Annotated in this window: 20 protein-coding genes; 12 read left to right on the top strand and 8 right to left on the bottom strand. The window is 72.7% G+C overall.

Annotated elements, in window-relative coordinates; all coding sequences use genetic code 11:
• Both ACWEPL_RS60180 and ACWEPL_RS60175 read left to right on the top strand, forming a co-directional pair.
• A partial coding sequence (locus tag ACWEPL_RS60180; RefSeq protein ID WP_452442042.1) for a CoA transferase occupies window positions 1-2,172 on the top strand: 2,172 nt, incomplete at its 5' end.
• Between the two features lie 8 nt (window positions 2,173-2,180).
• Window positions 2,181-2,951, top strand: a complete 771-nt coding sequence (locus ACWEPL_RS60175; protein ID WP_363971252.1) for an enoyl-CoA hydratase/isomerase family protein — start codon at window positions 2,181-2,183, stop codon at window positions 2,949-2,951.
• Here the strand turns inward: ACWEPL_RS60175 and ACWEPL_RS60170 are convergent, their stop codons facing one another.
• Both ACWEPL_RS60170 and ACWEPL_RS60165 read right to left on the bottom strand, forming a co-directional pair.
• Entirely contained in the window at window positions 2,952-3,293 is a 342-nt protein-coding gene (locus tag ACWEPL_RS60170; RefSeq protein WP_452442041.1) for an indolepyruvate ferredoxin oxidoreductase subunit alpha, read from the bottom strand. It lies immediately after the preceding gene.
• Between the two features lie 15 nt (window positions 3,294-3,308).
• The gene (locus ACWEPL_RS60165) at window positions 3,309-4,283 is read right to left on the bottom strand and encodes an NAD(P)/FAD-dependent oxidoreductase (RefSeq protein ID WP_350727472.1); all 975 of its coding nucleotides are present in this window, start codon (window positions 4,281-4,283) and stop codon (window positions 3,309-3,311) included.
• Between the two features lie 206 nt (window positions 4,284-4,489).
• On the opposite strand from ACWEPL_RS60165, the gene ACWEPL_RS60160 reads away from it, so the two are divergent.
• The 8 genes from ACWEPL_RS60160 (at window position 4,490) to ACWEPL_RS60125 (ending at window position 11,672) form a co-directional block, all read left to right on the top strand.
• Window positions 4,490-5,704, top strand: coding sequence for a Rieske 2Fe-2S domain-containing protein (locus ACWEPL_RS60160; RefSeq protein WP_452442040.1), 1,215 nt, complete (start codon window positions 4,490-4,492; stop codon window positions 5,702-5,704).
• Window positions 5,704-6,642 carry a DODA-type extradiol aromatic ring-opening family dioxygenase gene (locus tag ACWEPL_RS60155; RefSeq protein WP_452442039.1) on the top strand — a complete coding sequence of 313 codons (939 nt, stop codon included), beginning with the start codon at window positions 5,704-5,706 and terminating at the stop codon, window positions 6,640-6,642. The genes ACWEPL_RS60160 and ACWEPL_RS60155 overlap by 1 nt, the downstream gene beginning before the upstream one ends.
• Window positions 6,639-7,943 carry a M20 family metallopeptidase gene (locus ACWEPL_RS60150; protein ID WP_452442038.1) on the top strand — a complete coding sequence of 435 codons (1,305 nt, stop codon included), beginning with the start codon at window positions 6,639-6,641 and terminating at the stop codon, window positions 7,941-7,943. The genes ACWEPL_RS60155 and ACWEPL_RS60150 overlap by 4 nt, the downstream gene beginning before the upstream one ends.
• 9 nt (window positions 7,944-7,952) lie before the next feature.
• Window positions 7,953-8,801 (top strand): alpha/beta fold hydrolase, encoded by an 849-nt coding sequence (locus tag ACWEPL_RS60145; RefSeq protein WP_363971242.1) that lies wholly within the window; start codon window positions 7,953-7,955, stop codon window positions 8,799-8,801.
• A complete protein-coding gene (locus ACWEPL_RS60140) occupies window positions 8,798-8,923 on the top strand; it encodes a hypothetical protein (protein WP_452442037.1) in 126 nt (41 codons plus the stop codon). Before ACWEPL_RS60145 ends, ACWEPL_RS60140 begins: the two co-directional genes overlap by 4 nt.
• 7 nt (window positions 8,924-8,930) lie before the next feature.
• On the top strand, window positions 8,931-9,830 hold the full coding sequence (locus ACWEPL_RS60135) for an alpha/beta fold hydrolase (RefSeq protein WP_452442036.1): 900 nt from the start codon (window positions 8,931-8,933) through the stop codon (window positions 9,828-9,830).
• Window positions 9,827-10,777, top strand: coding sequence for a quinone oxidoreductase family protein (locus ACWEPL_RS60130; protein ID WP_452442035.1), 951 nt, complete (start codon window positions 9,827-9,829; stop codon window positions 10,775-10,777). The genes ACWEPL_RS60135 and ACWEPL_RS60130 overlap by 4 nt, the downstream gene beginning before the upstream one ends.
• Window positions 10,778-10,847: 70 nt before the next feature.
• Window positions 10,848-11,672 (top strand): IclR family transcriptional regulator, encoded by an 825-nt coding sequence (locus ACWEPL_RS60125; protein ID WP_350727480.1) that lies wholly within the window; start codon window positions 10,848-10,850, stop codon window positions 11,670-11,672.
• Here the strand turns inward: ACWEPL_RS60125 and ACWEPL_RS60120 are convergent, their stop codons facing one another.
• Window positions 11,673-12,482: an alpha/beta fold hydrolase gene (locus tag ACWEPL_RS60120; RefSeq protein WP_452442034.1), complete on the bottom strand. Its 810-nt coding sequence runs from the start codon at window positions 12,480-12,482 to the stop codon at window positions 11,673-11,675. It abuts the gene before it with no gap.
• Window positions 12,483-12,607: 125 nt separating this feature from the next.
• Between ACWEPL_RS60120 and ACWEPL_RS60115 the strand changes: the two genes are divergently transcribed.
• Complete coding sequence (locus ACWEPL_RS60115; RefSeq protein WP_355200268.1) at window positions 12,608-13,405, top strand: IclR family transcriptional regulator; 798 nt, start codon at window positions 12,608-12,610, stop codon at window positions 13,403-13,405.
• Window positions 13,406-13,414: 9 nt separating this feature from the next.
• Here ACWEPL_RS60115 and ACWEPL_RS60110 read toward each other — a convergent pair whose 3' ends face one another.
• Genes ACWEPL_RS60110 through ACWEPL_RS60090 form a run of 5 tightly spaced genes read right to left on the bottom strand, consistent with a single transcriptional unit; the run spans window position 13,415 to window position 19,785 of the window.
• Complete coding sequence (locus tag ACWEPL_RS60110) at window positions 13,415-14,293, bottom strand: sugar phosphate isomerase/epimerase family protein (protein WP_452442033.1); 879 nt, start codon at window positions 14,291-14,293, stop codon at window positions 13,415-13,417.
• Entirely contained in the window at window positions 14,290-16,386 is a 2,097-nt protein-coding gene (locus ACWEPL_RS60105; protein WP_452442032.1) for an ABC transporter ATP-binding protein, read from the bottom strand. Before ACWEPL_RS60105 ends, ACWEPL_RS60110 begins: the two co-directional genes overlap by 4 nt.
• Window positions 16,383-17,252, bottom strand: coding sequence for an ABC transporter permease (locus ACWEPL_RS60100; protein WP_364248579.1), 870 nt, complete (start codon window positions 17,250-17,252; stop codon window positions 16,383-16,385). Before ACWEPL_RS60100 ends, ACWEPL_RS60105 begins: the two co-directional genes overlap by 4 nt.
• 2 nt (window positions 17,253-17,254) lie before the next feature.
• The gene (locus ACWEPL_RS60095) at window positions 17,255-18,202 is read right to left on the bottom strand and encodes an ABC transporter permease (RefSeq protein WP_350727485.1); all 948 of its coding nucleotides are present in this window, start codon (window positions 18,200-18,202) and stop codon (window positions 17,255-17,257) included.
• Window positions 18,203-18,216: 14 nt separating this feature from the next.
• Complete coding sequence (locus ACWEPL_RS60090) at window positions 18,217-19,785, bottom strand: ABC transporter substrate-binding protein (RefSeq protein WP_452442031.1); 1,569 nt, start codon at window positions 19,783-19,785, stop codon at window positions 18,217-18,219.
• Window positions 19,786-19,997: 212 nt separating this feature from the next.
• On the opposite strand from ACWEPL_RS60090, the gene ACWEPL_RS60085 reads away from it, so the two are divergent.
• Window positions 19,998-20,757 (top strand): NADP-dependent oxidoreductase (locus ACWEPL_RS60085; RefSeq protein WP_452442030.1); only part of this gene is annotated, 760 nt, incomplete at its 3' end.

Genomic DNA, 20,757 nt, shown 5'->3' with positions numbered 1-20,757 from the left:
GCGCCGGTGAGCCCCGCCGCGCTCGACCGGCTCGCCGAGCAGGCGGACGTGATCATGGAGAGCGGCCCGTTCGGCGAGCTCCGCGGCGTCCGTACGGGCTCCGGCACGGGCTCCGGCACGGGCTCCGGCACGGTCACGTCGCGCTGGCCGCGGGCCGTCCACGTCGTGGTCACGCCGTTCGGCACGACCGGCCCCCGGCGTGACTGGCGGGCCGACGATCTCGTGGCCGCGGCCGCCGGCGGCATGGCCTGGCTGGGCGGGAAGCCCGGCGGCCCGCCCAAGCCCCCTCCCCGCGAGCAGGCCACGCAGCTCGCGGGGGCGCACGCGGCCATCGCCGCGCTGCTCGGCCTCATCGCCCGCGATCGCATCGGGCAGGGCCAGCTCATCGACGTCTCCGCGCAGGAGGCGGTGGCCGCCACGCTGGAGACGGCCGCCATCGCCTGGATCCACGCGGGACGGTACCCGTCCCGCACCGGCGGCGTGTACGAACACGTGGCCCACCGGGTCTTCCGCGCCGCCGACGGCCACGTCGCGGGCGGCTACTCCGGCAGCGACCGGATGTGGACCGACCTGCTCGCCTGGATGGCGGAATCCGGCGAGGCGGAGGACCTGACGGAGGAGAAGTGGTCCGACCCCGTCTTCCGCTGGCGGGGGCGCGAGCACGTGGACGAGGTCGTGGCCAGGTTCGTCGCCGGGCGCTCCGCCGCCTCCCTCGCCGAGCAGGGACGGGCCCGGGCGCTGCCGTGGGCGGAGGTCTCCACGGCCACGAGCCTGACCGGCAACCCGCAGCTCGCCGAGCGCGGGTTCTTCGCCCGCGTCCTGGGCGCGGGCCTGCCCGAGGACGGCGTCACGGACGTCGGGTTCCCCTTCGCGGCCCTGCCCCGTCCGGTACGCCTCACCGAGCCGCGACCCGCCCCCGCCGAGGCGCCCTGGCGGAGCGAACGCCCCCGGGGTCGCCGCGACGGCGTCCGCGGGCCCGGCGCGCGCCCGCTCGAAGGGGTCCGCGTCCTGGACCTGACCTGGGTGCTGGCCGGCCCGTACGCCACCAAGACGCTGGCCGAGCACGGCGCGGACATCATCAAGATCGAATCCCGGCACCGGCGCGACCCCACGCGCTTCGCCCCGTCGATGCGGCTGCGTCCCGATGCCGGAATCGACGACGGCGGCTACTTCGTCAACTTCAACCGCGGCAAGCGCAGCGTCGCCCTCAACCTGCGTACCGAGCCCGGCCTCGAGGTGCTGCGGCGCCTGGCCGCCGAGTGCGACGTGGTCATCGAGAACTTCAGTCCCGGCGTCCTGGCCAGGTGGGGGCTGTCCTACGACCGGCTGGCGGAGCTGCGGCCGGGCGTCATCCTGGTGTCGATGGCCGGGGTGGGGCAGAGCGGCCCCTGGCGGAGCGCGGTGACCTTCGCCGACACGCTCGCCGCGATGTCCGGCCTCACCAGCGAGACCGCCGATCCCGGGGAGGCGCCGGAGGGGCTGACGTTCGGGCTGGGCGACATGGTGGCGGCCAACTCGGCCGTGCTCGCCGTCCTGGACCTGGTCGCGGCCGGGCGCGGGGGACACGTGGACCTCTCCCAGCTGGAGGCGATGGCCGCGTCGATGGGACCGGCCGTCCTGGAGGCGGAGCTCGGCGAACGCCACGCGGTGTCCCGGCCCAACCGGCACCCGCGCATGGTCCCGCACGGCGTCTACCCGGTCAGGGGCGACGACCGCTGGATCGCGCTGGCCGTACAGGGTGACGAGGAGTGGCGGCGGCTGGCCGCGCACGCCGGGCTGCCGCAGCCGGCCTCGGCGGACCTGGAGGAGCGGCGCCGCCACGAGGACGAGATCGACGCCGCGCTCGCGGCCTGGTGCGCGGAGCGCGACGGCGAGGCGCTGGCGGCCGAGCTGCAGGGGCTCGGCGTCGCCGCGGCCGTCGTCGCGACCGGCCGGGACCTGGTGGAGGCCGACGAGCACCTGGCCGCGCGCGGCTTCTACCCGGTGCTGGAGCACCCGCTCATCGGCCCGGTACGGCACGAGGGCATCGTGGTGCGCATGTCCGGCACCCCCGGAGCGCTGACGGCGCCCGCGCCGCTGCTGGGCGAGCACACCGACCGCGTGCTGAAGGGCCTGCTCGATCTGGACGACGAAGAGCTCGCCCGGCTGCGTGACGCCGGCGCACTGGAATAGGAGCGCAGATGACGAAATATCTGGATGTGCGGAGGGACGGGGGGACGGCGACGATCGTCATCGACCGGCCGCCCGCCAACGCCGTCGACCCGGCGTTGATCGAGGAGTTCCTGGAGGTGATCCCCCCGCTGGCCGAGGACACCTCGGTCCGCTGCCTGGTCATCCGCGGGACCGGCCGCTTCTTCGTCGCGGGGGCCGACATCGCCGTGATGCGAGACCTGTCCGTGGCCAACCACGTCAAGATGCGCCGCTGGGTCGAGGTCCAGCGCCTGCTCGAACGCGCGCCCAAGCCGGTGATCGCGGCGATGAACGGCCACGCTCTGGGCGGCGGGGCCGAGCTGTCGCTCGCCTGCGACCTGCGCATCCTGGCGGCTTCGGCGACCATCGGCTTCCCCGAGACGAGCCTGGGCCTCTTCCCCGGAGCGGGCGGCAGCCAGCGGCTGCCGCGCCTGCTCGGCCCGCATCGCGCCAAGCGCCTGATGATCGACGGCGCCCGCCTGTCCGCCGCCGAGGCCCTCGACCTGGGGCTGGTGGACGTGGTGGCGGACGACGACGACTTCGACCGCGTGGTGGCCGGGCACGCCGAGGACCTGGCGGCCCGGCCGACCACGACGATCGGCCTGCTCAAGCGCGTCGTGGAGGCCGGGTACGACCTGCCTCTCGACGACGCGCTGGAGCTGGAGTGGCAGGCGGTCCTGAAGCTGATCCACACCCAGGACGCCGCGGAGGGCCTCCAGGCGTTCCTGGACAAGCGCCCTCCGCGGTTCACCGGCCGCTGATCACGCGCCGTAGCCGGTCACCAGTGCGGTGTCGGCGTTGAGGTCGCCGATCTTGCGGGCGCCTCCCGGGGTGCCGAGGGGCGCGTCGCGGCCGGGCAGCACCTCGGCGAAGAACGCCTTGGCGTCGTCGAGGAAGAGCGTCCGAGTCTCGTCGCCCCGGGCGGTCCGGTCGACGAAGATCGCGTCCACCGGGCACTCCGGCTCGCACGCCCCGCAGTCGATGCACTCGGCGGGGTTGATGTAGCTCTTGCGGTCGCCGACGTAGATGCAGTCGACGGGACACACGTCCACGCACGCGCGGTCGTTGACGTCGACGCACGCGGGGCCGATGACGTAGCTCATGAATCTCTCCTGTGCTCAGACGCTTTCCGTGGAGTGCCCCGGGAAGAGGGACAGCTCGGGGTCCAGTTCGACGGCGGCGTTGTTCACCGCGGTGGCGACCTCGCCGAAGCCCACCGACATGAGGCGGACCTTGCCGTCGTACTCGGCGAGGTCGCCGGCCGCGTACACCCGGGGCAGGCCCGTACGCATGCGCTGGTCGACCAGGACGGACCTGCCGCGCAGCGACAGCCCCCAGCCGGCGAGCGGCCCCAGGTCGCTGATGAACCCGAGCGCGGCGATGACCGAGTCGGCGGGCACCGTCCTGTCGGCCTCGCCGCGCGTGCGCAGGTGCGCCCGCTCGACCCGCTCGGCGCCGGACAGGCCGACGACCTGGCTGTCGACGACGATGCGGACCCCCGCCGCGCGGGCGGCCGCGACGCCGCCGGCGTGCGCGCGGAACGCGGCCCGGCGGTGCACCAGCGTGACCGACCTGGCCAGCGGGGCCAGGGCCAGCGACCAGTCGACGGCGCTGTCCCCGCCGCCCACGACCACGACGTGGTGGCCGGCGTGCGCGGACGGGTCCGGAACGAAGTACGTCAGCCCCCGCCCGAGCCATTCCTCGCCGGCCGGCAGCGGCCGCGGGGTGAACGTCCCGATGCCCGAGGTGAGCACGACGGCCCCGGCGCGGACCGCCGTGCCGTCGGACAGCACCACGACCGGCCTCGGGTCCGCGTCGCGGCGCAGCTCCACCGCCTGCCGCCCGAGCAGGTGGACCGGGTCGTACGCGGCCGCCTGGGCCGAGAGCGCCGCCACCAGCGAACGCCCGAGGACGCCGGGGACGCCGGCCACGTCCCGGATCTCCTTCTCCGGGTACAGGGCCGAGATCTGCCCGCCGACCTGGGGCAGCGCGTCGACGAGTACGGTGCGCAGACCGCGGAACCCGGCGCAGTAGGCGCCGTAGAGCCCGGTCGGCCCCGCTCCGATGATCGCGATATCGGTTTCGATCTCCAACGTCGCTCTCCTTTCCGGCCACGGAAGCTACACAGGGCCCGGGCGCCTGCCCGCGGGTCGCGGCCCGCTGACCGGAACACGGCTCGCTCAGCGGGACACGGTCCGCTGGGCGGGATGCCGCACTGGGCCGCTCGGCCCCGGGGGTGGTGAACTGCGTGTCGCGGCGCATCGGGAGCCGCGGACAAGCCATGGAAGCGGAGGCGAGAATGAGTGCGGAGGCGGGTACGCCGGCTGCGATCGGGGGAGACGCCAGGCGCCGGCCATCGCGGCGGGGCCGCCTGCCGGGCCGGCAGGACTGGTCGAGCTGGCCCCATTACCAGGCGGCGGCCAGCGGGTTCCGCGGCTACTGGTACCCGGTGGCGTTCTCCTCGCACATCACCGGGAAGCCGAAGGCGATCACCCTGCTCGGCGAGCGCATCGTCGTCATCAGGGACGACGGGAAGGTCTACGCGCTGAAGGACCGCTGCCCGCATCGGGGCGTGCCGCTGAGCTACGGCAACCAGCAGTTCCCCGGCACGATCTCCTGCCCGTACCACGGCTGGACGTTCGACCTGGAGACCGGCGCGCTCAAGGCGGTGATCACCGACGGGCCGCAGTCGCCGATCTGCGGGAAGGTGACCCAGCCCACCTACGAGGTCGAGGAGCGCCTCGGCATGGTGTGGATCTTCGTGGGGGACGGCGAGGACGCCCCGCCCATCGACGACCAGCTCCCCGAGGAACTGCGCGACAACCCCGCCGTGATCGGCGCGCGCATCCAGTCCCGCGTGGGCAACTGGCGCTTCGCCTGCGAGAACGGCTACGACGAGGGACACGCGAAATACCTGCACCGCACGGCGCTGTGGCGGCTGTTCAAGGCCATGCCGGTGTGGAACGAGACCCGGATCGTCCGCCGCGGCCGGTGGATCTACCGGGTCCAGGACGCCCAGCACTGGGACGCCGACTTCCCCGGCCTGGGCAGATGGAGCAACCAGGCGTGGTTCAAGCTCAAGCCGCCGAAGCAGGTCGCCAACATCGGCAACACGGGCAGCCACCGCAAGGTGAATCCGGCCATCGCCGCCGAGGACTTCCCCGGGTTCGCCTCGGTCAGCATGCCGGGGGTCCTGCGCATCGTCTACCCGACCTTCATCCACTACGAGTTCTACGTGCCGGTCGACGCGGACAACCACCTCTACGTCGGCGTGATGGCCAACTTCGAGAAGGGCATCAGGACGCTGCCCTTCTACGCCAAATACCTCGGCGCCGTGCGCTGGCTCTTCCACGGCCAGTTCTCCGGCCAGGACAAGTGGATGGTCGAGGTGACCGACGCGCCGCCGGAGCGGCTCTACCGTCCCGACGACTCGCTCCTGCAGTGGCGCAAGCTGGCCGAGGAGATCACGGAGGAGCGCGCCGAACGCCTCAAGAACGCCGGGGACCTCGGCTGATGGGCCGGATCGTCCTGGGCGTGGGCGCGTCCCACTCGACGCTCATGAACACCCACTGGGACCAGGTCGAGCACAAGGACCGCGCGGAACGCTTTCGCGACGCGCTCGGCACGGCCCGCGACGCCCTCGCCGCGGCCCGTCCCGACGTGGCGGTCATCATCGGGTCGAACCACTTCCGCGGCTTCTGGCTGGACCTGATCCCCGCCTTCACCCTCGGCGTGGACGAGGTCACCGCGTCCGGCGAGTCCGGCACGCCGTCGGGCCCGCAGCGCACCCGCCCCGACCTCGCCCAGAGCATCGCGGAATCGCTGGTGGCGGCGGGCACCGAGGTGGCGATCTCGGCGAAGCTGCAGATCGACCACGGCCAGAGCCACGCCGTCCAGTACCTGCTGCGCGACCTCGACGTGCCCGTGATCCCGCTGGTGGTGAACGTGTTCGCCACGCCGCTGCCCCTGATGCGGCGCTGCGTCGAGCTGGGGCGCAACCTCGCCGCCGCGGTGGCGGCGCTGCCCGAGGGACCGCGGGTGGCGGTCATCGCCTCGGGCGGGCTCTCGCACCGGCTGCCGTGGCCGAGCCGCTGGCAGGACCCGCACGGGCCGGACGAGGAGTTCCTGGTGGAGGCCTGGCGGGAGGGCCGGGGCGACTGGGAGCGCTACGACGCGCGCCGCCGGCAGATCATCACCGCCGCGCGGCCGGTCATCTTCCCCGAGTTCGACGAGGAGTTCCTGGCCGCGCTGGAGCGGGGCGAGCTGGAGCGTTACGCAGGCCTGTCCACGGCGGAGATCGAGGAGGCGGCCGGCAACGGCGGCCAGGAGCTGCGGTCGTGGCTGGCCATGGCGGCGGCGCTGGCCTTCGCGCCCGGGCGGAGGCTGGCGTACGAGCCGATGCCGGAGTGGCTGACCGGCATGGGGGTCGCCGTCATCGAGCCGGCGTCATGAACCGCGACGAGCTGGTGCGGCAGGCCCTCGCGTCGATCACCGAGGACCGCCTGCGCGCGGCGGCGGTGGACGTCACCTCCATCGCCAGCCCCACGGGCGGCGAGGCGCCGCTGGCCCGGTGGCTGGCCGACCGGCTCGCCGCCGCCGGCCTGGAGGCGCACGCGCAGCGCATCGACGACGGCCAGGCCAACGCGGTCGGCCGGCTGAGGGGCGACGGCACGGGCGCCGACCTCATGCTGTACGCCCCGATCGACACCCTGACCACCGGCGACCCGGACCTGGACGTGCCCTGGATCGGCCCGGAGCTGCGCCCCGACATGCGGGCCGAGGCCCGCTGCGAGGGCCCCTACGTCAGCGGACTCGGCGCGAGCAACCCCAAGGGCCATGCCGCGTGCGTCCTGATCGTGGGCGAGGCCCTGGCCGCCCTGCGCCCCCGGCTGGCCGGAGATCTCTTGGTGGCTTTCGGGGCCGGTGGCATGCCGACCAACGCGATCGACGGCAGGAGCCGGGCGAACACGGGGCACGGGGTCGGCTGCTCGTTCCTGCTCGAACGTGGCTGGCAGCCCGACCACGCGGTGATAGCCAAGCCGGGGGACTTCGTCGCGCACGACGAGGTCGGCCTGTGCTGGTTCGAGATCGTCGTCCCGGGGACCCACACGTACGCGGGGAGCCGGCACCGCCTGCCGTACCGGAACCCGATCGTGACCGCCGCCGAGGTCGTGACGCGGCTGGAACGGTGGCTGGCGGACTACCCCGAGCGGCACCGCACCGCGACCGCCGCCCCGCAGGGGATCGTCGGGTCGATCGCGGGCGGCTGGGAGCGCATGCTCGCGGTCACCCCCGCGGCCTGCCGCGTCCGCCTCGACCTGCGCATCGCGCCCGGCACGACGCCGCTGGAGGCCAAGCGGGAGCTGGCGGCGTACGTCCGGCAGATGTCGGCGGAGCTGGGCACGGAGCTCGCGGTCGAGATGGTGCTGGCCGTCCCGGGCACGCGCACGCCGCCGGAGAGCTGGGTGGTGCGCAGCGCCGTACGCGCCTGGGAGGGCGTGAACGGGCGCCCGCACGAGCCCATCGACGGCAACAGCGGCGCCACCGACGCCAACATCCTGCGGGCGCGCGGGATCCCGACGGCCCGCGTGGGCATGCCGAAGGCCGCGCCAGAGGACGTCGACGTCGACTTCGCCCTCGGCATGAACACCGTCGACGTCAGGGCCATGCGCCGCCTGTGCGAGGTGCTCCTGCGGGTGGCGGCCGACACCGTCACGCGCACGCGCGCCGAGATCGACGAGACCAACGACTGAGGAGGCGCCATGGAACCGCCCAGCGGTTCGTACGCCGACGCCGACGGCGTCAAATATCACTACCTCGACCTGGGGTCGGGACCGGACACGATCTTCCTGCACGGCGGCGGCCCCGGCTGCACCGGGTGGAGCGACTTCGGCCCCGTGGCCCCGCTGTTCGCCGCCGAGCGCCGCTGCCTGATCGTGGACATCCTGCAGTACGGCAAGTCGGAGAAGTGCGTCATCACCGGCCCGATGTGGGACTTCCACGCGGCCAGAACCGTCGCGCTCATGGACGCGCTGGGTGTGGAGCGGGCCGACTTCGTCTGCAACTCCTGGGGCGGCACCATCGCGCTGTGCCTGGCCGCGCGCTACCCCGACCGGGTGCGCTCGCTGGTGATCACCGGCAGCATGCCGGTCTTCTACGGCCCGCTCGCGCCCCTGCCCGAGGGCGGCCGGCGCGGCCGGAACGCGCGGGACGTCTACTACGGCGGCGAGGGGCCCACGCGGCAGAAGATGCGCGACCTCATCACCCGGCTGGAGTGGTACGACGGCGACCGGCTGCCGGAGTCCACGCTGGACCTGCGTTACGAGCAGAGCCTGGACCCGGAGGAGCGGGCGCTGGCCGCCATGTCCGACTCTCCGCGCGGCGAATGGCAGGACCTCACCGCCGAGCTGGCCGAGATCCGGGCGCCGGCGCTGTTCATGTGGGGCATGCAGGACGCGTTCCTGACGCCGGACTATCCGCTCATGCTGGCGCGCATGGTGCCCCGGGGCAACCTGTACGTCATGGACCACGCGGGACACCACCTCCAGGAGGAGCGTCCCGAGGCGTACCACGCCGTGGTCACCGGATTCCTGACGGGGGCGGGCCGATGAAGAGACTGCTGATCGCCGCGCCTGCCGTCGTGCTGGCCGTGCTCCTCGCCCGCCTGCTCGCGGTCCGCAGCAACACCCAGGTGCACCGCATCAACCAGGACAAACCCGCTCTCGACCGTTGAAGGTGACATGACGATGACCATATGGACCGAGTTGAGCCCGTTGAGCCTGAGCGTCTCGTACGTGGACGCGGGGGGAGTGCCGACCCGCAGCCTGCGGGCCGGATCGGGCGAGCCCGTGGTGTTCCTGCACGGGACCAGCGGGCACCTGGAGGCGTTCACCCGCAACCTGGCCGCGCACGCGGAGCAGTACGAGTGCCACGCCATCGACATGCTGGGCCACGGCTACACCGGCAAGCCGGACTATCCGTATGAGATCCCGCGCTATGTCGAGCACCTGCTGGCGTACTTCGACGCGGTGGGCATCGAGCGCGCGCACATCGTGGGGGAGTCGCTGGGCGGCTGGGTAGGCGGTCGCGTCGCGATCGACCACCCCGACCGCGTGGCGAGCCTGCAGCTGCTCTGCGCGGGCGGCACCGTCGCCAACCCGCAGGTCATGGCGCGCATCAGGACGAGCACGCGCGAGGCCGTGCTCAGCGACGACGTGGAGCTCACCCGCAAGCGGCTGCGGCTGCTGATGGCCGACCCGGCCGACGCCACCGAGGAGCTGGTGGAGGTGCGCCACGCCATCTACCACGAGCCCGCGTTCGTGGCAGGCGTCGACAACCTGCTCTGCCTGCAGGACATGGAGACCCGGCAGCGCAACATCCTGCGCCCCGGCGACCTGGCCGGGATCTCCCAGCCGACGCTGATCGTCTGGGGCCGCAAGAACCCGTTCGGCGACGTGCCGGAGGCGACCGCCATGCACGAGGCCATCGCGGGCTCGCAGCTGGAGCTGTTCGAGGAGTGCGGCCACTGGCCCCAGCACGAGCAGGCCGCGCGCTACAACCCGCTCAGCCTGTCCTTCCTGGCCAAGAGCTCGGCGGCGGGCTTCTCGGGCCGGATCACTGGTCGGGTGTCGGGCCGATGACGCGCGCGGCGCGCTTCCACGCGTGGGGCGCGGCCCCCGTCGTGGAGGACGTCCCCGAACCCGCGTACGAGCCGGGCCGGGTGCTGGTCGAGGTCAAGGCGGCGGCGCTGGGCCATCTGGACCTGACCGTCGCCACCGGATCCTTCGCGATGAAGCCGGCCCTCCCGTACGTGGGCGGGGTCGAGGCCAGCGGAGTGGTCCTGGAAGCCGACGAGCTGGCCCCCGGCACGCAGGTGCTCCTGCGCGGGGGCGGGCTGGGCCTGCTGCGCGACGGCTGCTGGACCGAACGGGTCAGCGTCAGCCCCAAGGCCGTCAGCCCGCTGGCGGAGCCGCTGCCCCATGAGGTCGCCGCGTCGTTCTTCGTCCCGGCCACCACGGCGTACGTCGCCCTGCACGACGTCGCCTGCCTGGAGCCGGGGGAGGAGGTCGTCGTGACCGGCGCCACCGGGGCGGTCGGCGCGATGGTCGCCCAGCAGGCGCGGCTGGCCGGGGCCACGGTGACCGGGCTGGTCGGGCGGTCCGACCAGCTCGATCGGGTGCCCGAGGGGGTGTGCGGCGTGGCGGCCGACGACGCCGCGGCGGTCGCGGAGCTGGCCTCGGCGCGCTCGGCGTCCCTGCTGGTCGACACGCTCGGAGGCGCCGGCCTGGTCGAGCGCACGCGCTTGGTCCGACCCGGTGGCCGGGCCGTCGTCATCGGGTACGTGCTGGGCGCGTCCGTGACGGTCGATCTCCCGTCGTGGCTGCTCGACGACGTGGCGCTGCTGCCCGTGAACATGGTCCGGCACGAGCGCCGGGCACGCGAGGTGGCCCCGTCGCTGGTCGGCCGCCTGGCCTCCGGCGAGCTCGGCGTGGAGGTCGAGCGGTTCGACCTGGCCGAGATCGCCAAGGCCCTGGAGCTGTTGCGCGAGGGCCGGGTACGCGGGCGTGCGGTCGTCACGTTCGGATAGCCGCCGGGCCCGTTCCGCTCAGCGGGACAGGGCCGTTGTCCGGAACGGACAGGGGCCCGATTATCGGGCAATGGCTCTTATGCACTCCCCGTCGTCACCTGACGTCAAGCCCCTGGCCATCGTCCCTTCACCCGAGCACGACGCGGCGGCGAACAGCGTACTGGGCAAGGTGCGGCTGATCCTGGAGGCCTTCGGCCCCGACGACGAGAGCCTGGGCCTGTCCGAGATCGTCCGCCGCACCGGCGTGGCCAAGGCGTCGGTCCACCGGCTGGCCCAGGAGCTGCTGCAGTGGGGCCTGCTGGAGCGGCGCGGGTCCGAATACTGGCTGGGCATGCGCCTGTTCGAGATCGGGCAGCGCGTGCCGCGCCAGCGGATCCTGCGGGAGGCGGCGCGGCCCTTCATGGAGGACCTCTACCAGGCGACGGGGGAGACCATCCACCTGGCGGTGCTGGACGGGCTGGAGGTCATCTACCTGGAGAAGGTCTCCGGCCACGGCCAGGTGTCCAGGCCGTCGCGCGTCGCCGGGCGCATGCCGCTGCACTGCACGGCGACCGGCAAGGCCCTGCTGGCGTTCGGCCCGGCGGCCCTCTTCGGCGACGTCGTGGCCACCCCGCTGGCCCGCGTGACGCCGCGCACGGTCACCGCCCCGAAGTTGCTCGCCCAGGAGATCCAGCAGGCCAGGAAGGCCGGGTACGCCGTCGAACGGGAGCAGACCCGGGTCGGCTACCTCAGCGTGGCGATCCCGCTCACCGGGGCCACCGGGACCATGGTCGCCGCGCTGTCGGTGACGGCGCCGACCTTCCGCGCCGACGTCAACAAGTACGTGGGCCTGCTCAGCATGGTGAGCAGGCGCATCACGAAGTCGATCATGGCTGCCGACGGCGGCCGGACCTGATCAGGCCGTCAGGAACGCCGCCACGGCCGCCGCGACCTCGGCGGGCTTGTGCTCCATGAGCGGGATCGTGCCGCCCTCGACGACGGCCGACGTCACGCTCGCCGCCCCGGTGAGATGCTCCCGGAGCGGGGCCATGTTCGGCAGCGCGAACGGGTCCGCGGCGCCCGCCAGCAGCAGCACGGGAGCGGTCACCAGGCCGATCCTTTCCTCCATGACGTAGCGCGCGCACGCCCGGTGGCCTTCGGCCGGATCGACCCCCGGCGCGAGGGCGTCGCGGACGAACCGGTCGAGGAGGCCGGTGACCGGTTCGGGATAGTACGGCTGCCGCAGCCGCCACAACTTGACCAGGTGGTCACCCTCCGGGGACGGCTCGGCCTCGTCCACCCCCGGGCCGTGCGCGTGGGAGGCGCGGTAGCGGGCGTCCGCCCACGGGGCCGACGACAGGACCAGCAGGCCCACCCGCTCCGGCGCGGACGCCGCCAGCTCGACGGCCACCGCGCCGCCGGTGTGGTGGCCGAGCACGTCGGCCCGCTCGATGCCGAGGCCGTCCAGCAGCGCCAGCGCGCCGGCCGCGAACAGCTCGATCGTGTGGGGCGCCGGGGGCTTCGCGCTGGCCCCGAAGCCGACCATGTCCATGGCCAGGACGCGCCGGTGGGGCGCCAGCAGGGGCATCAGCTCGCGGAACTCGTCCCACGATCGGGGGGTCTGATGCAGGAGCAGCAGGGGCCGCCCTGTGCCCTGCTCGGCGTAGTGGAGCTGGCCGAAGGGCGAGTCGGCGTACCCGAAACGCGGCGGCGCCGTGATGTCCAAGGGGTCCTCCCTCATGCCGGGTCGTCATCTGATCTTTACATCGGTCCGCCCGGCGAAACCTATACATTCCAGACGTTCTGCACTATTCATGGGACAAATGGAAAGTGGTCGCGAGGGGAGTTCCGATGTCCTCACAGGTGTTCGTGGCGGCGCCGGCCGGCCCCGACGATGAGGAGGAATACCCCAATTCGGTGCTCGGCAAGGCCCAGTTGATCTTCGGGGCGTTCGAGTCGGGGGCGGTCCAGCTCCGGCTCACCGAGCTCAGCCGGCGCTCGGGGGTGCCGAAGGCGTCGGCGTACCGGCTGGCGCAGGAGCTGGTGCAATGGGGGCTGCTGGAGCGCAAGGGGGACTCCTACCAGCTCGGCATGCGCATGTTCGAGCTGGGCCAGCGGGTGCCGGTCTCCGCCGTGCTGCGCCGCGTGGCCCGGCCCCTCCTCACCGACCTGTTCGCCGCCACCAGGGCGACCATCCACCTGGCGGTCCTCGACCGCGGTCACGTGCTCTACGTGGAGAAGGTGGCCGGGGAGCAGAACGTGAACACCCACTCCCGGGTGGGCGGGCGTCTGCCCGCGGCGTGCACGGCGACGGGGAAGGCCCTGCTCGCGAACCTCCCCGATCTCGAGGAACGGCTGCGCCGTCTCGCCCGGACCGGCCTGCCGCGCCTGACGCCGCGCACCGTCGCGTCCGTGGAGGACCTGCGCCGGCAGCTCGCGGTCGTCAGGGAACGGGGTTACGCGATCGAGAGGCAGGAGATCCTGCTGGGCTTCGGCAGCATCGCCGTGCCCGTCGCGGGAGCCGATGGAACGGTCCTCGCGTCCGTGTCGGCCGCCGCGCCGCTGTCGCGCCTGGTGGCGAAGCGGCTGCTGCCGGGGCTGTTCGCGGCGGCCGACGGCATCTCCCGCGCCGTCGAGCGGGAGTGCTGACGATCATCTTCAGAAGGCGCTGCGCATCCAGCCGGCCGACGCCTGCGCGCTCTCGTACGGGTCGGCGATGTCGGGCCGGTCCACCTCCACCATCAGCCACCCGTCGAACGCGTCGGGCAGGTTGCCGATGATGCCGGTCAGGTCGAGCTCACCCCGCCCGGGCTCGACCCAGAGCCCCGCGAGCACGGTCTGCCGGTAGTCCCACCCCTTCTCGCGGCCCTCGGCGGCGACGCTGAGCCGGCAGTCCTTCACGTGCACGAAGGGGATCCGCTCGGCGTAGTCCTTCACGAGCCGGGCGACGTCGGCGCCCGCCCACGCCAGGTGGCCCGTGTCGGGCAGGAAGCCGAGCCGGGACTCCGGCAGGGCCTCGAGCACCGCCCGGCCCTCCTCCTCGGTCTCGACCCACGTGCCGACGTGCGGGTGCAGGCACGGCCGGACGCCCTCGGCCACCATGGCGTCGCAGATCCGCCCGATCAGCTCCGTCACCGCCTCGACGCGCGAGGGGTCGGCGTCGTGCCCCTGCGCGGGGTTCAGGACGCGCGGCGCCTCCTTGCCCATGCCCAGGCCCAGGCCGATCTCGGTCAGGCCGAGCCGGGCCTGCGTGCGGGCGACCTCGGCGGCGGCGGCCACGACGGTGTCCTCGTTGCCGTCCCTGCCGTCCGAGCGGCAGGGGAAGTAGCCGGGCGCGAGCGCCAGGCCGACCTCGTCCAGCAGCGCTTGGTACTGCTCGACGTCGAGGCCGGCGGGCACCTCCGACATGACGTGGTCGAACCCGGCCCGCTTGATCTGGGTCAGCAGCTCCTTCGGCGCGGGGGCCAGCGACGGGTCCAGCCAGCCGTCGGCGCTGGCCATCCACTGGATCGGGTTGAGCGCGATCTTCGCGGTCATTCGGTTTCCTTTCCGTTGTCGGCAAAGTGGCAGGCGGCCCGCTGGCCGGTGGCCGTGAGGGTGAGCTGAGGGTCGATCTCCGTGCAGATCGTCCGTTCCGGGTTGACCAGCGGGCCGACCGGGCATCTGGTGCGGAACCGGCAGCCCGAGGGCGGGTTCGCGGGGCTGGGCAGGTCGCCGGGGAGGACGATGCGCTCGCGCGTGCGCGCGGAGACCGACGGGACGGGCGAGGACGACATCAGGGCGGCGGTGTAGGGGTGCTGCGGGTTGCCGTAGACGTCGGCGGCGTCGCCGTACTCCACGATCCTCCCCAGGTACATGACCGCGACGGTGTCGCTGAGGTGCCGCACCACCGACAGGTCGTGGGCGATGAACAGGTAGCCGAGCCCGAGTTCGTTCTGCAGCTGCTCCAGCAGGTTGATGATCTGCGCCTGGATCGACATGTCCAGAGCGGAGACCGGCTCGTCGAGGATGAGCGCGCGCGGCTGCCTGGCCAGCGCGCGGGCGATGCCGATCCGCTGGCGCTGGCCGCCCGAGAATGCGTGGGGGTAGCGGTCGAGGTGCTCGGCGCGCAGCCCGACCTGCGCCATCAGCGACCGCGCCATCTCCTCGCGCTCCCGCCGGCCGACGCCTCTGAACGCGAGCGCCTCGGACAGCGACTGCCTGATGGTGCGGCGCGGGTTCAGCGACGCGTACGGGTCCTGGAACAGGTACTGCACCGAGGACCTGACCCGCCCGAGATCCGCCTGCCCCATCGTGCTCACGTCGGCGCCGTCGACGAGGACCGATCCGCCGGAGACCCGGTTGATCCCGACGATGCTCCTGGACAGCGTCGACTTGCCGCAGCCGCTCTCGCCCACCAGCCCGAGCGTGCGACCGGCGTGCACCGACAGGCTCACGGAGTCGACCGCGTACACGGGCGGGTCGCGGTGGAACAGGCCGCGCCGCCGGGACCCGAGGTCGATCCGCAGGTCGCGCACCTCGAGGACGGGCGTCGTGGCGGCCTGGGCGGCCGCCTCGGGGACGTGGACCGAGATGTCGGCCGGGGGCGGCTCGGGGACGCGGACCGAGACGTCGGTGGTGGCGCGCTGCGCGACGAAGCAGGCCGCCGACTGGCCGTCGGTGCCGATCTGGAGCAGCTCCGGCGGTTCGTGCTCGCAGACGTCCTCGGTGAAGCGGCACCGGGGGGCGAACGGGCAGCCGGGCGGCGGCGCGGCCGGGTCGGGCGGCGCTCCCGGGATCGCGGGCAGCGGCTGTCCGATCCGGTCGTCGTCGAGACGGGGCATGGCCGCCAGCAGCGCCGCGGTGTAGGGGTGCCGCGGCTGTTCGAAGACCTGCTCGACGGTGCCCTTCTCGACCGTGCGGCCGCCGTACATGACGACGACGTCGGTGCAGAGCTCGGCCACGACCCCCATGTCATGGGTGATGATCGCGATGGCGATGCCGAGCTCGGTGCGCAGCCGGGCGAGCAGGCGCAGGATCTGCGCCTGGATGGTCACGTCGAGGGCGGTCGTGGGCTCGTCCGCGATCAGCAGCGCGGGGTCGTTGGCCAGGGCGATCGCGATGACGACGCGCTGGCGCATGCCTCCGGAGAACTGGTGCGGGTAATGGTCGATCTTCGTCCGGACGTCGGGGATGCCGACCTGGTCGAGCAGCTCGATCGCGCGCCTGCGCGCGGTCCGCCTGTCGACCCCGTGCAGCGTCATGGCCTCGGCGATCTGGTCGCCCACCTTCATGACGGGGTTGAGCGCGGCCTGCGGGTCCTGGAAGACCATCGCGACCTTGCTGCCGCGGCGGCGCCGCATCTCGCGTTCGGGCAGGGCGAGCAGGTCCTCGCCGCCGAGCCGTACGGAGCCGGCCACGACCTCGCCCGGCGGGCGCAGCATGCGCATGATGGAGCGCGCCGTCACGGACTTGCCCGAGCCGGACTCGCCGACGATGCCGAGCACGTCGCCCGGGTAGATGTCGAAGCTGACGTCGTTGACGGCCTTGACGCCGCCGTTCCTCAGCCGGAACTCGGTGCGCAGGCCTTCGACCCGCAGCAACGGCACGTCCTTCGCCGTCACGGGGGCCAGGGGTTCGGTGGAGGTCACCGGCGGTTCACCGCCTCGTTGAGCGCGTCGGACACCAGGCTGAAGCCCACCGCCACCAGGAGCAGCAGGAGGGCGGGGCCGACGATGTAGGTGGGGGACTGGGTGACGAACCGCAGCCCGTTGTTCAGGAGCACGCCGAGCGAGGGCGTCGGCGGCTGCACGCCGAGGCCGACGATGCTCAGCCCGGCCTCGATGTAGACGCCGACGACCATCCACACGGCCGCGTTGACGACGGCCGAGTCCATGGCGTTCGGCAGGACGTGCCGGACCAGGAGTTGCGGGCGGGAGACGCCGAGTACCCGGGCGGCGAGGACGTACTCCCTGCTCTGCTGGGCCAGCCAGGCGCCGCGGGCCAGCCGGCCCGCGGTGGGCAGCCCGCTGATCAGGATGGTCAGGAACAGCGCCGGCCAGCCCGGCCCCAGGATGGCCACCAGGCAGATCCCCAGGATCAGGCCCGGGAAGCCGATGATCACGTCGAGCAGCCGCTGCACCGCCGACCCCAGGTGCTCCGACAGCGCGCCGCTCAGCCCGAGCAGGACCCCGATCGCCATGCTGAGCGGCACCGCGGTGAAGATCAGGCTGAGGTCGATGCGCAGGCCGTAGACGCTGCGGACGAAGATGTCGCGGCCGAACTCGTCCACGCCGAAGATGTGCCCGGCCGAGATCCCGGTCAGCGCCTCGCGGCCCTGCTCGTCGTACCCGCCGGGGAAGAGCACGGGGGCGAGCAGGGCGGCCAGGCTCATGACGGCGAGGATCGACAGCCCGATGACGCCCTTCGGCGTGCGGAACGCCGACAGGTAGCGCGCCAGCGTCGGGTTCAGCCGGCGTGCGCGCGGGATTCCCCCTTCGAGTGGAATGTCTGCCATGCCTACGCTCCCAACGTGATCCGGGGGTCGAGTGCTGCCAGGATCATCTCGGTGAGGATCTGGCAGATCACCGCCACGAAGACGACGGCCAGGATCAGCACCTGCAGCACGGTGAAGTCGCGGGTCTGCACGCTGGAGACGGCGAGCTGGCCGAGGCCGTTGCGGTTGAAGATCGCCTCGATGATGACGGCGCCGGCGAGCAGGTTGCCGACCTGCAGGCCCACCGCGACGACCGCAGTGCCCACGCTGTTGCGCAGCACGTGCCGGATCGTGATCCGGGCGCCCGAGGCTCCCTTGCTGAGCGCCAGGTCCACGTAGTCCTCGTTCCTGGCGACCAGCATCTCCGCCTGCAGCAGCCGGGCCACGACCGCCGCGGGCGGCAGCGCCAGCGCGATCGCCGGCAGGATCAGGAACTGGAAGCCGATCACCGGGTTGTCGAGGAAGGCGACCTCGCCGCTGACGGGCAGCCAGCGGTTCAGCACGCCGAAGACGAGGATCAGCCCCAGCCCCGTGACGAACGACGGGACGGCCACGAGGACGCTGTTGACCAGGTCGAGGCCGGCCCGCGCCCAGCGGCTGCGGACCGAGCCGACCACGACGCCCAGGGCCGTGCCGATCGCGATGACCAGCAGCGTGGCCAGGGCGGCCAGCTCGACCGTGCTCCCCAGCCGGTCGCCGATGAGGCTCGCGACGCTGCGGCGCAGCAGGTAGGACTGGCCGAGGTCGCCCTGGAGCAGCCCGGCCATCCAGTCCGCGTACTGGATCACCAGGGGGCGGTCCAGGCCGAGCTGCTGCCTGATCGCGGCGATGTTGGCCGCGGTCGGGTCGGCTCCGGCGAGCGTGACCGCCACGTCGCCCGGCGCCAGGCGGGGCAGGGCGAAGGCCACGATCGAGCTGGCCAGCAGCACGAACACCAGCGAAGGGAGCTTGCGTATCAGGAACCGGACCATCGTCCTGCCTCCGGTTACTTGGACAGCCAGGCCTGGCTGAGGTCGAGGAAGCCCATCTGCGTGGACTTGATGCCGTTCACGGGGTTCGCGCGCAGGGTGAGGGTGGGGCGGGTGACCAGCGGGAGCACGAACGCCTGGTCGATGAAGTAGGCGTCGTAGTCGCGCAGGGCCTTCTGCTGGTCCTCCGTGGTGCTGGCGCTGGTGACCGCCTTGACCAGCTTCGTGTACTCGGGGCTCTTGAAGTGCGAGACGTTGCCGTCCGCCAGCAGCTCCGGCCGGCTCACGACGGCGGTCGCGGGGGACAGGCCGTTGCTGTTCTGCATGAGGAAGGCGGGGGCGCCCAGGTCCTTCTTGGCGATCCTGGCGTCGTAGTCGGCCACGGGCACGACGACCGGGTTGGCGTTCAGCCCCACGGCGGCCAGGTTGTTCTTGACGATCTGGAAGACGCCGGTGGCCTCGGGCGAGTTCAGCGTGAGCACGTCGAACGAGACGTTCTTCACCCCCGCCTCGGCCAGCAGCTGCTTGGCCTTGTCCGGCTGGTAGGTGTACTGCTTGGCCTGGGCGGCGTCGTAGCCGACCGTCGAGGCCCGCCACGGCACGTTGGTCGGGTCGGCCTGGCCGCCCATGACCTGCTGCACGATGCGGTCGCGGTCGATCGCGTAGTGGACCGCCTGGCGCACGGCCTTGTTGTCGAACGGCGGCTTGGTCACGTCGAACGCCAGCGGGATGGCCGCGCCGCCCGAGGTCACGAGGGAGAAGCCCGGCTGCTGGCTCAGGGTCCTGGCGTCCAGGGCCGCCATGCCGACGCCGTACTGGACGCGGCCGCTGCGGATGGCCGCGACCATGGCCGTCGGGTCCTTGATCAGGTTGATCTCGATCGTGTCGAGCTGGGTGCCCGCCGCGTCGCGGTAGCCCGCGTACTTGCCGAGCACCAGCTTGCCGCCGGGAGTCCACGACTTCCACGTGAAGCGCCCGGTGCCGTCGACCTTCGTGCCCGCGGCGTAGTCGCCGAAGGAGTCCTTGTTGAGGATGGGCATCGTCTCGAAGAGGTCGAAGATGTTCGGCAGCGGCTGCTTGAACGTCAGCGTCAGCTCGTGCTCGCCCTTGGTCTTCATGTCGGAGATCTGGGCGGCGATCGACTGGTTGGCCGCGCCGGTGGCCGGGTCCTGGACCTTCTGGATGGCGAAGACGACGTCGTCCGCGGTCAGCTTGCGGCCGCTGTGGAAGGTCACGTCGTCGCGGAGCTTGAGGTCCAGGCTCTTGCCGTCGGGGGCCAGGGTCCACGACTCGGCCAGGACACCCTTGGGCTGCCCGGTCTTGCCGTCGATGAGGGTCAGCGTCTCGAAGACCGCGTACTCCGCCACGACGTTGCCGAAGGAGGTCTTGAGGAACGAACCCGGGTCGGCGTCGCTCGTCTGGGCGACGATGAGGGTGCCGCCCCCGCGCACCGGGCCTGTGCTCGCGCTCGCGGAGTTCCCGATGGCGCCCTGGTTGGCGGCGCTGCACGCGGCGGAGGCGAGCATGGCCGCGCCGGCGGCGCCCGCGGCGAGACGACGGCGCCATACTGACTTCGTCAGTGACATAGGTACTCCTCGAGACAATCTGGGGGCGTGCGGTGTAACGAGGTGTCGGGCATCGTACTAATTGCCCGAATTGTTGCCGGACGCGGAGTCACCGTTCTTCAGGTGGTGGGCTCAAACCCTAGAGCCGGACGATTCGGGCGGCTCCCGCGCCGGTTCGCTGACCGGAACAGGCCTTCACCCCGGTTCGCACCCGGTCGGTAGCGTCCCTGACCATGCCTCTCGCTTACGGGTTCATCGACTACGGCGGTCCGGATGTCCAGCGCTTCCTCGACGTTCCCGCGCCCGAGCCGCAGCCGGGCGAGGTGCTCGTCGAGGTGCGCGCGGCCGGCGTCAACCCGGTGGACTGGAAGGTCCGCGCCGGCATGCATCGGGCCTTCCTGCCGCTGAGCCTGCCCGCGATCCTCGGGCGCGAGGTGGCGGGGACCGTGGTGCGGACCGGCCCCGGAGTCACCCGGCCGGCCGTCGGGGACGCGGTCTTCGGCAGCATGGCCGGCGGGAGCGGCGGGTACGCCGAGCTGGCGGTGCTGCCGGTGGACCGGGCCGCGCGCATGCCGGACGGGCTGAGCTTCACCGACGCGGCGGCGCTGCCGATCGCGGCGGGGACCGCCTACGAGGGGCTCGCCGCCCTCGCCCCGGCCCCCGGTCAGACGCTGCTGATCCTGGGCGCCGGCGGGGGAGTCGGCACGGTCGCGGCCCAGCTCGCGGTCATGGGCGGGGTACGCGTCGTGGGCACGGCGAGCGGGGCGAAGAGCGCGTTCGTCGAATCACTCGGCGCCACGGCGGTCGCCTACGATCGCGAGGACGTCGCGGGCCGGTTGCGGGAGCTTCTTCCCGAAGGCGCCGGCACCGTTCTCGACCTGGTCGGCGGCGACGCCCTCCAGGGCCGGACCGACGATGGACAACCAGATCCTGCGGGACCTGTTCAACGGCTGCGCCAAGGCGAGCGAGCTCCTGGGCACGGACGCGAGCTTC

The organism is Nonomuraea sp. NPDC004186 (assembly GCF_053603495.1).
This window is presented reverse-complemented; position numbering and strand designations above follow the sequence as displayed.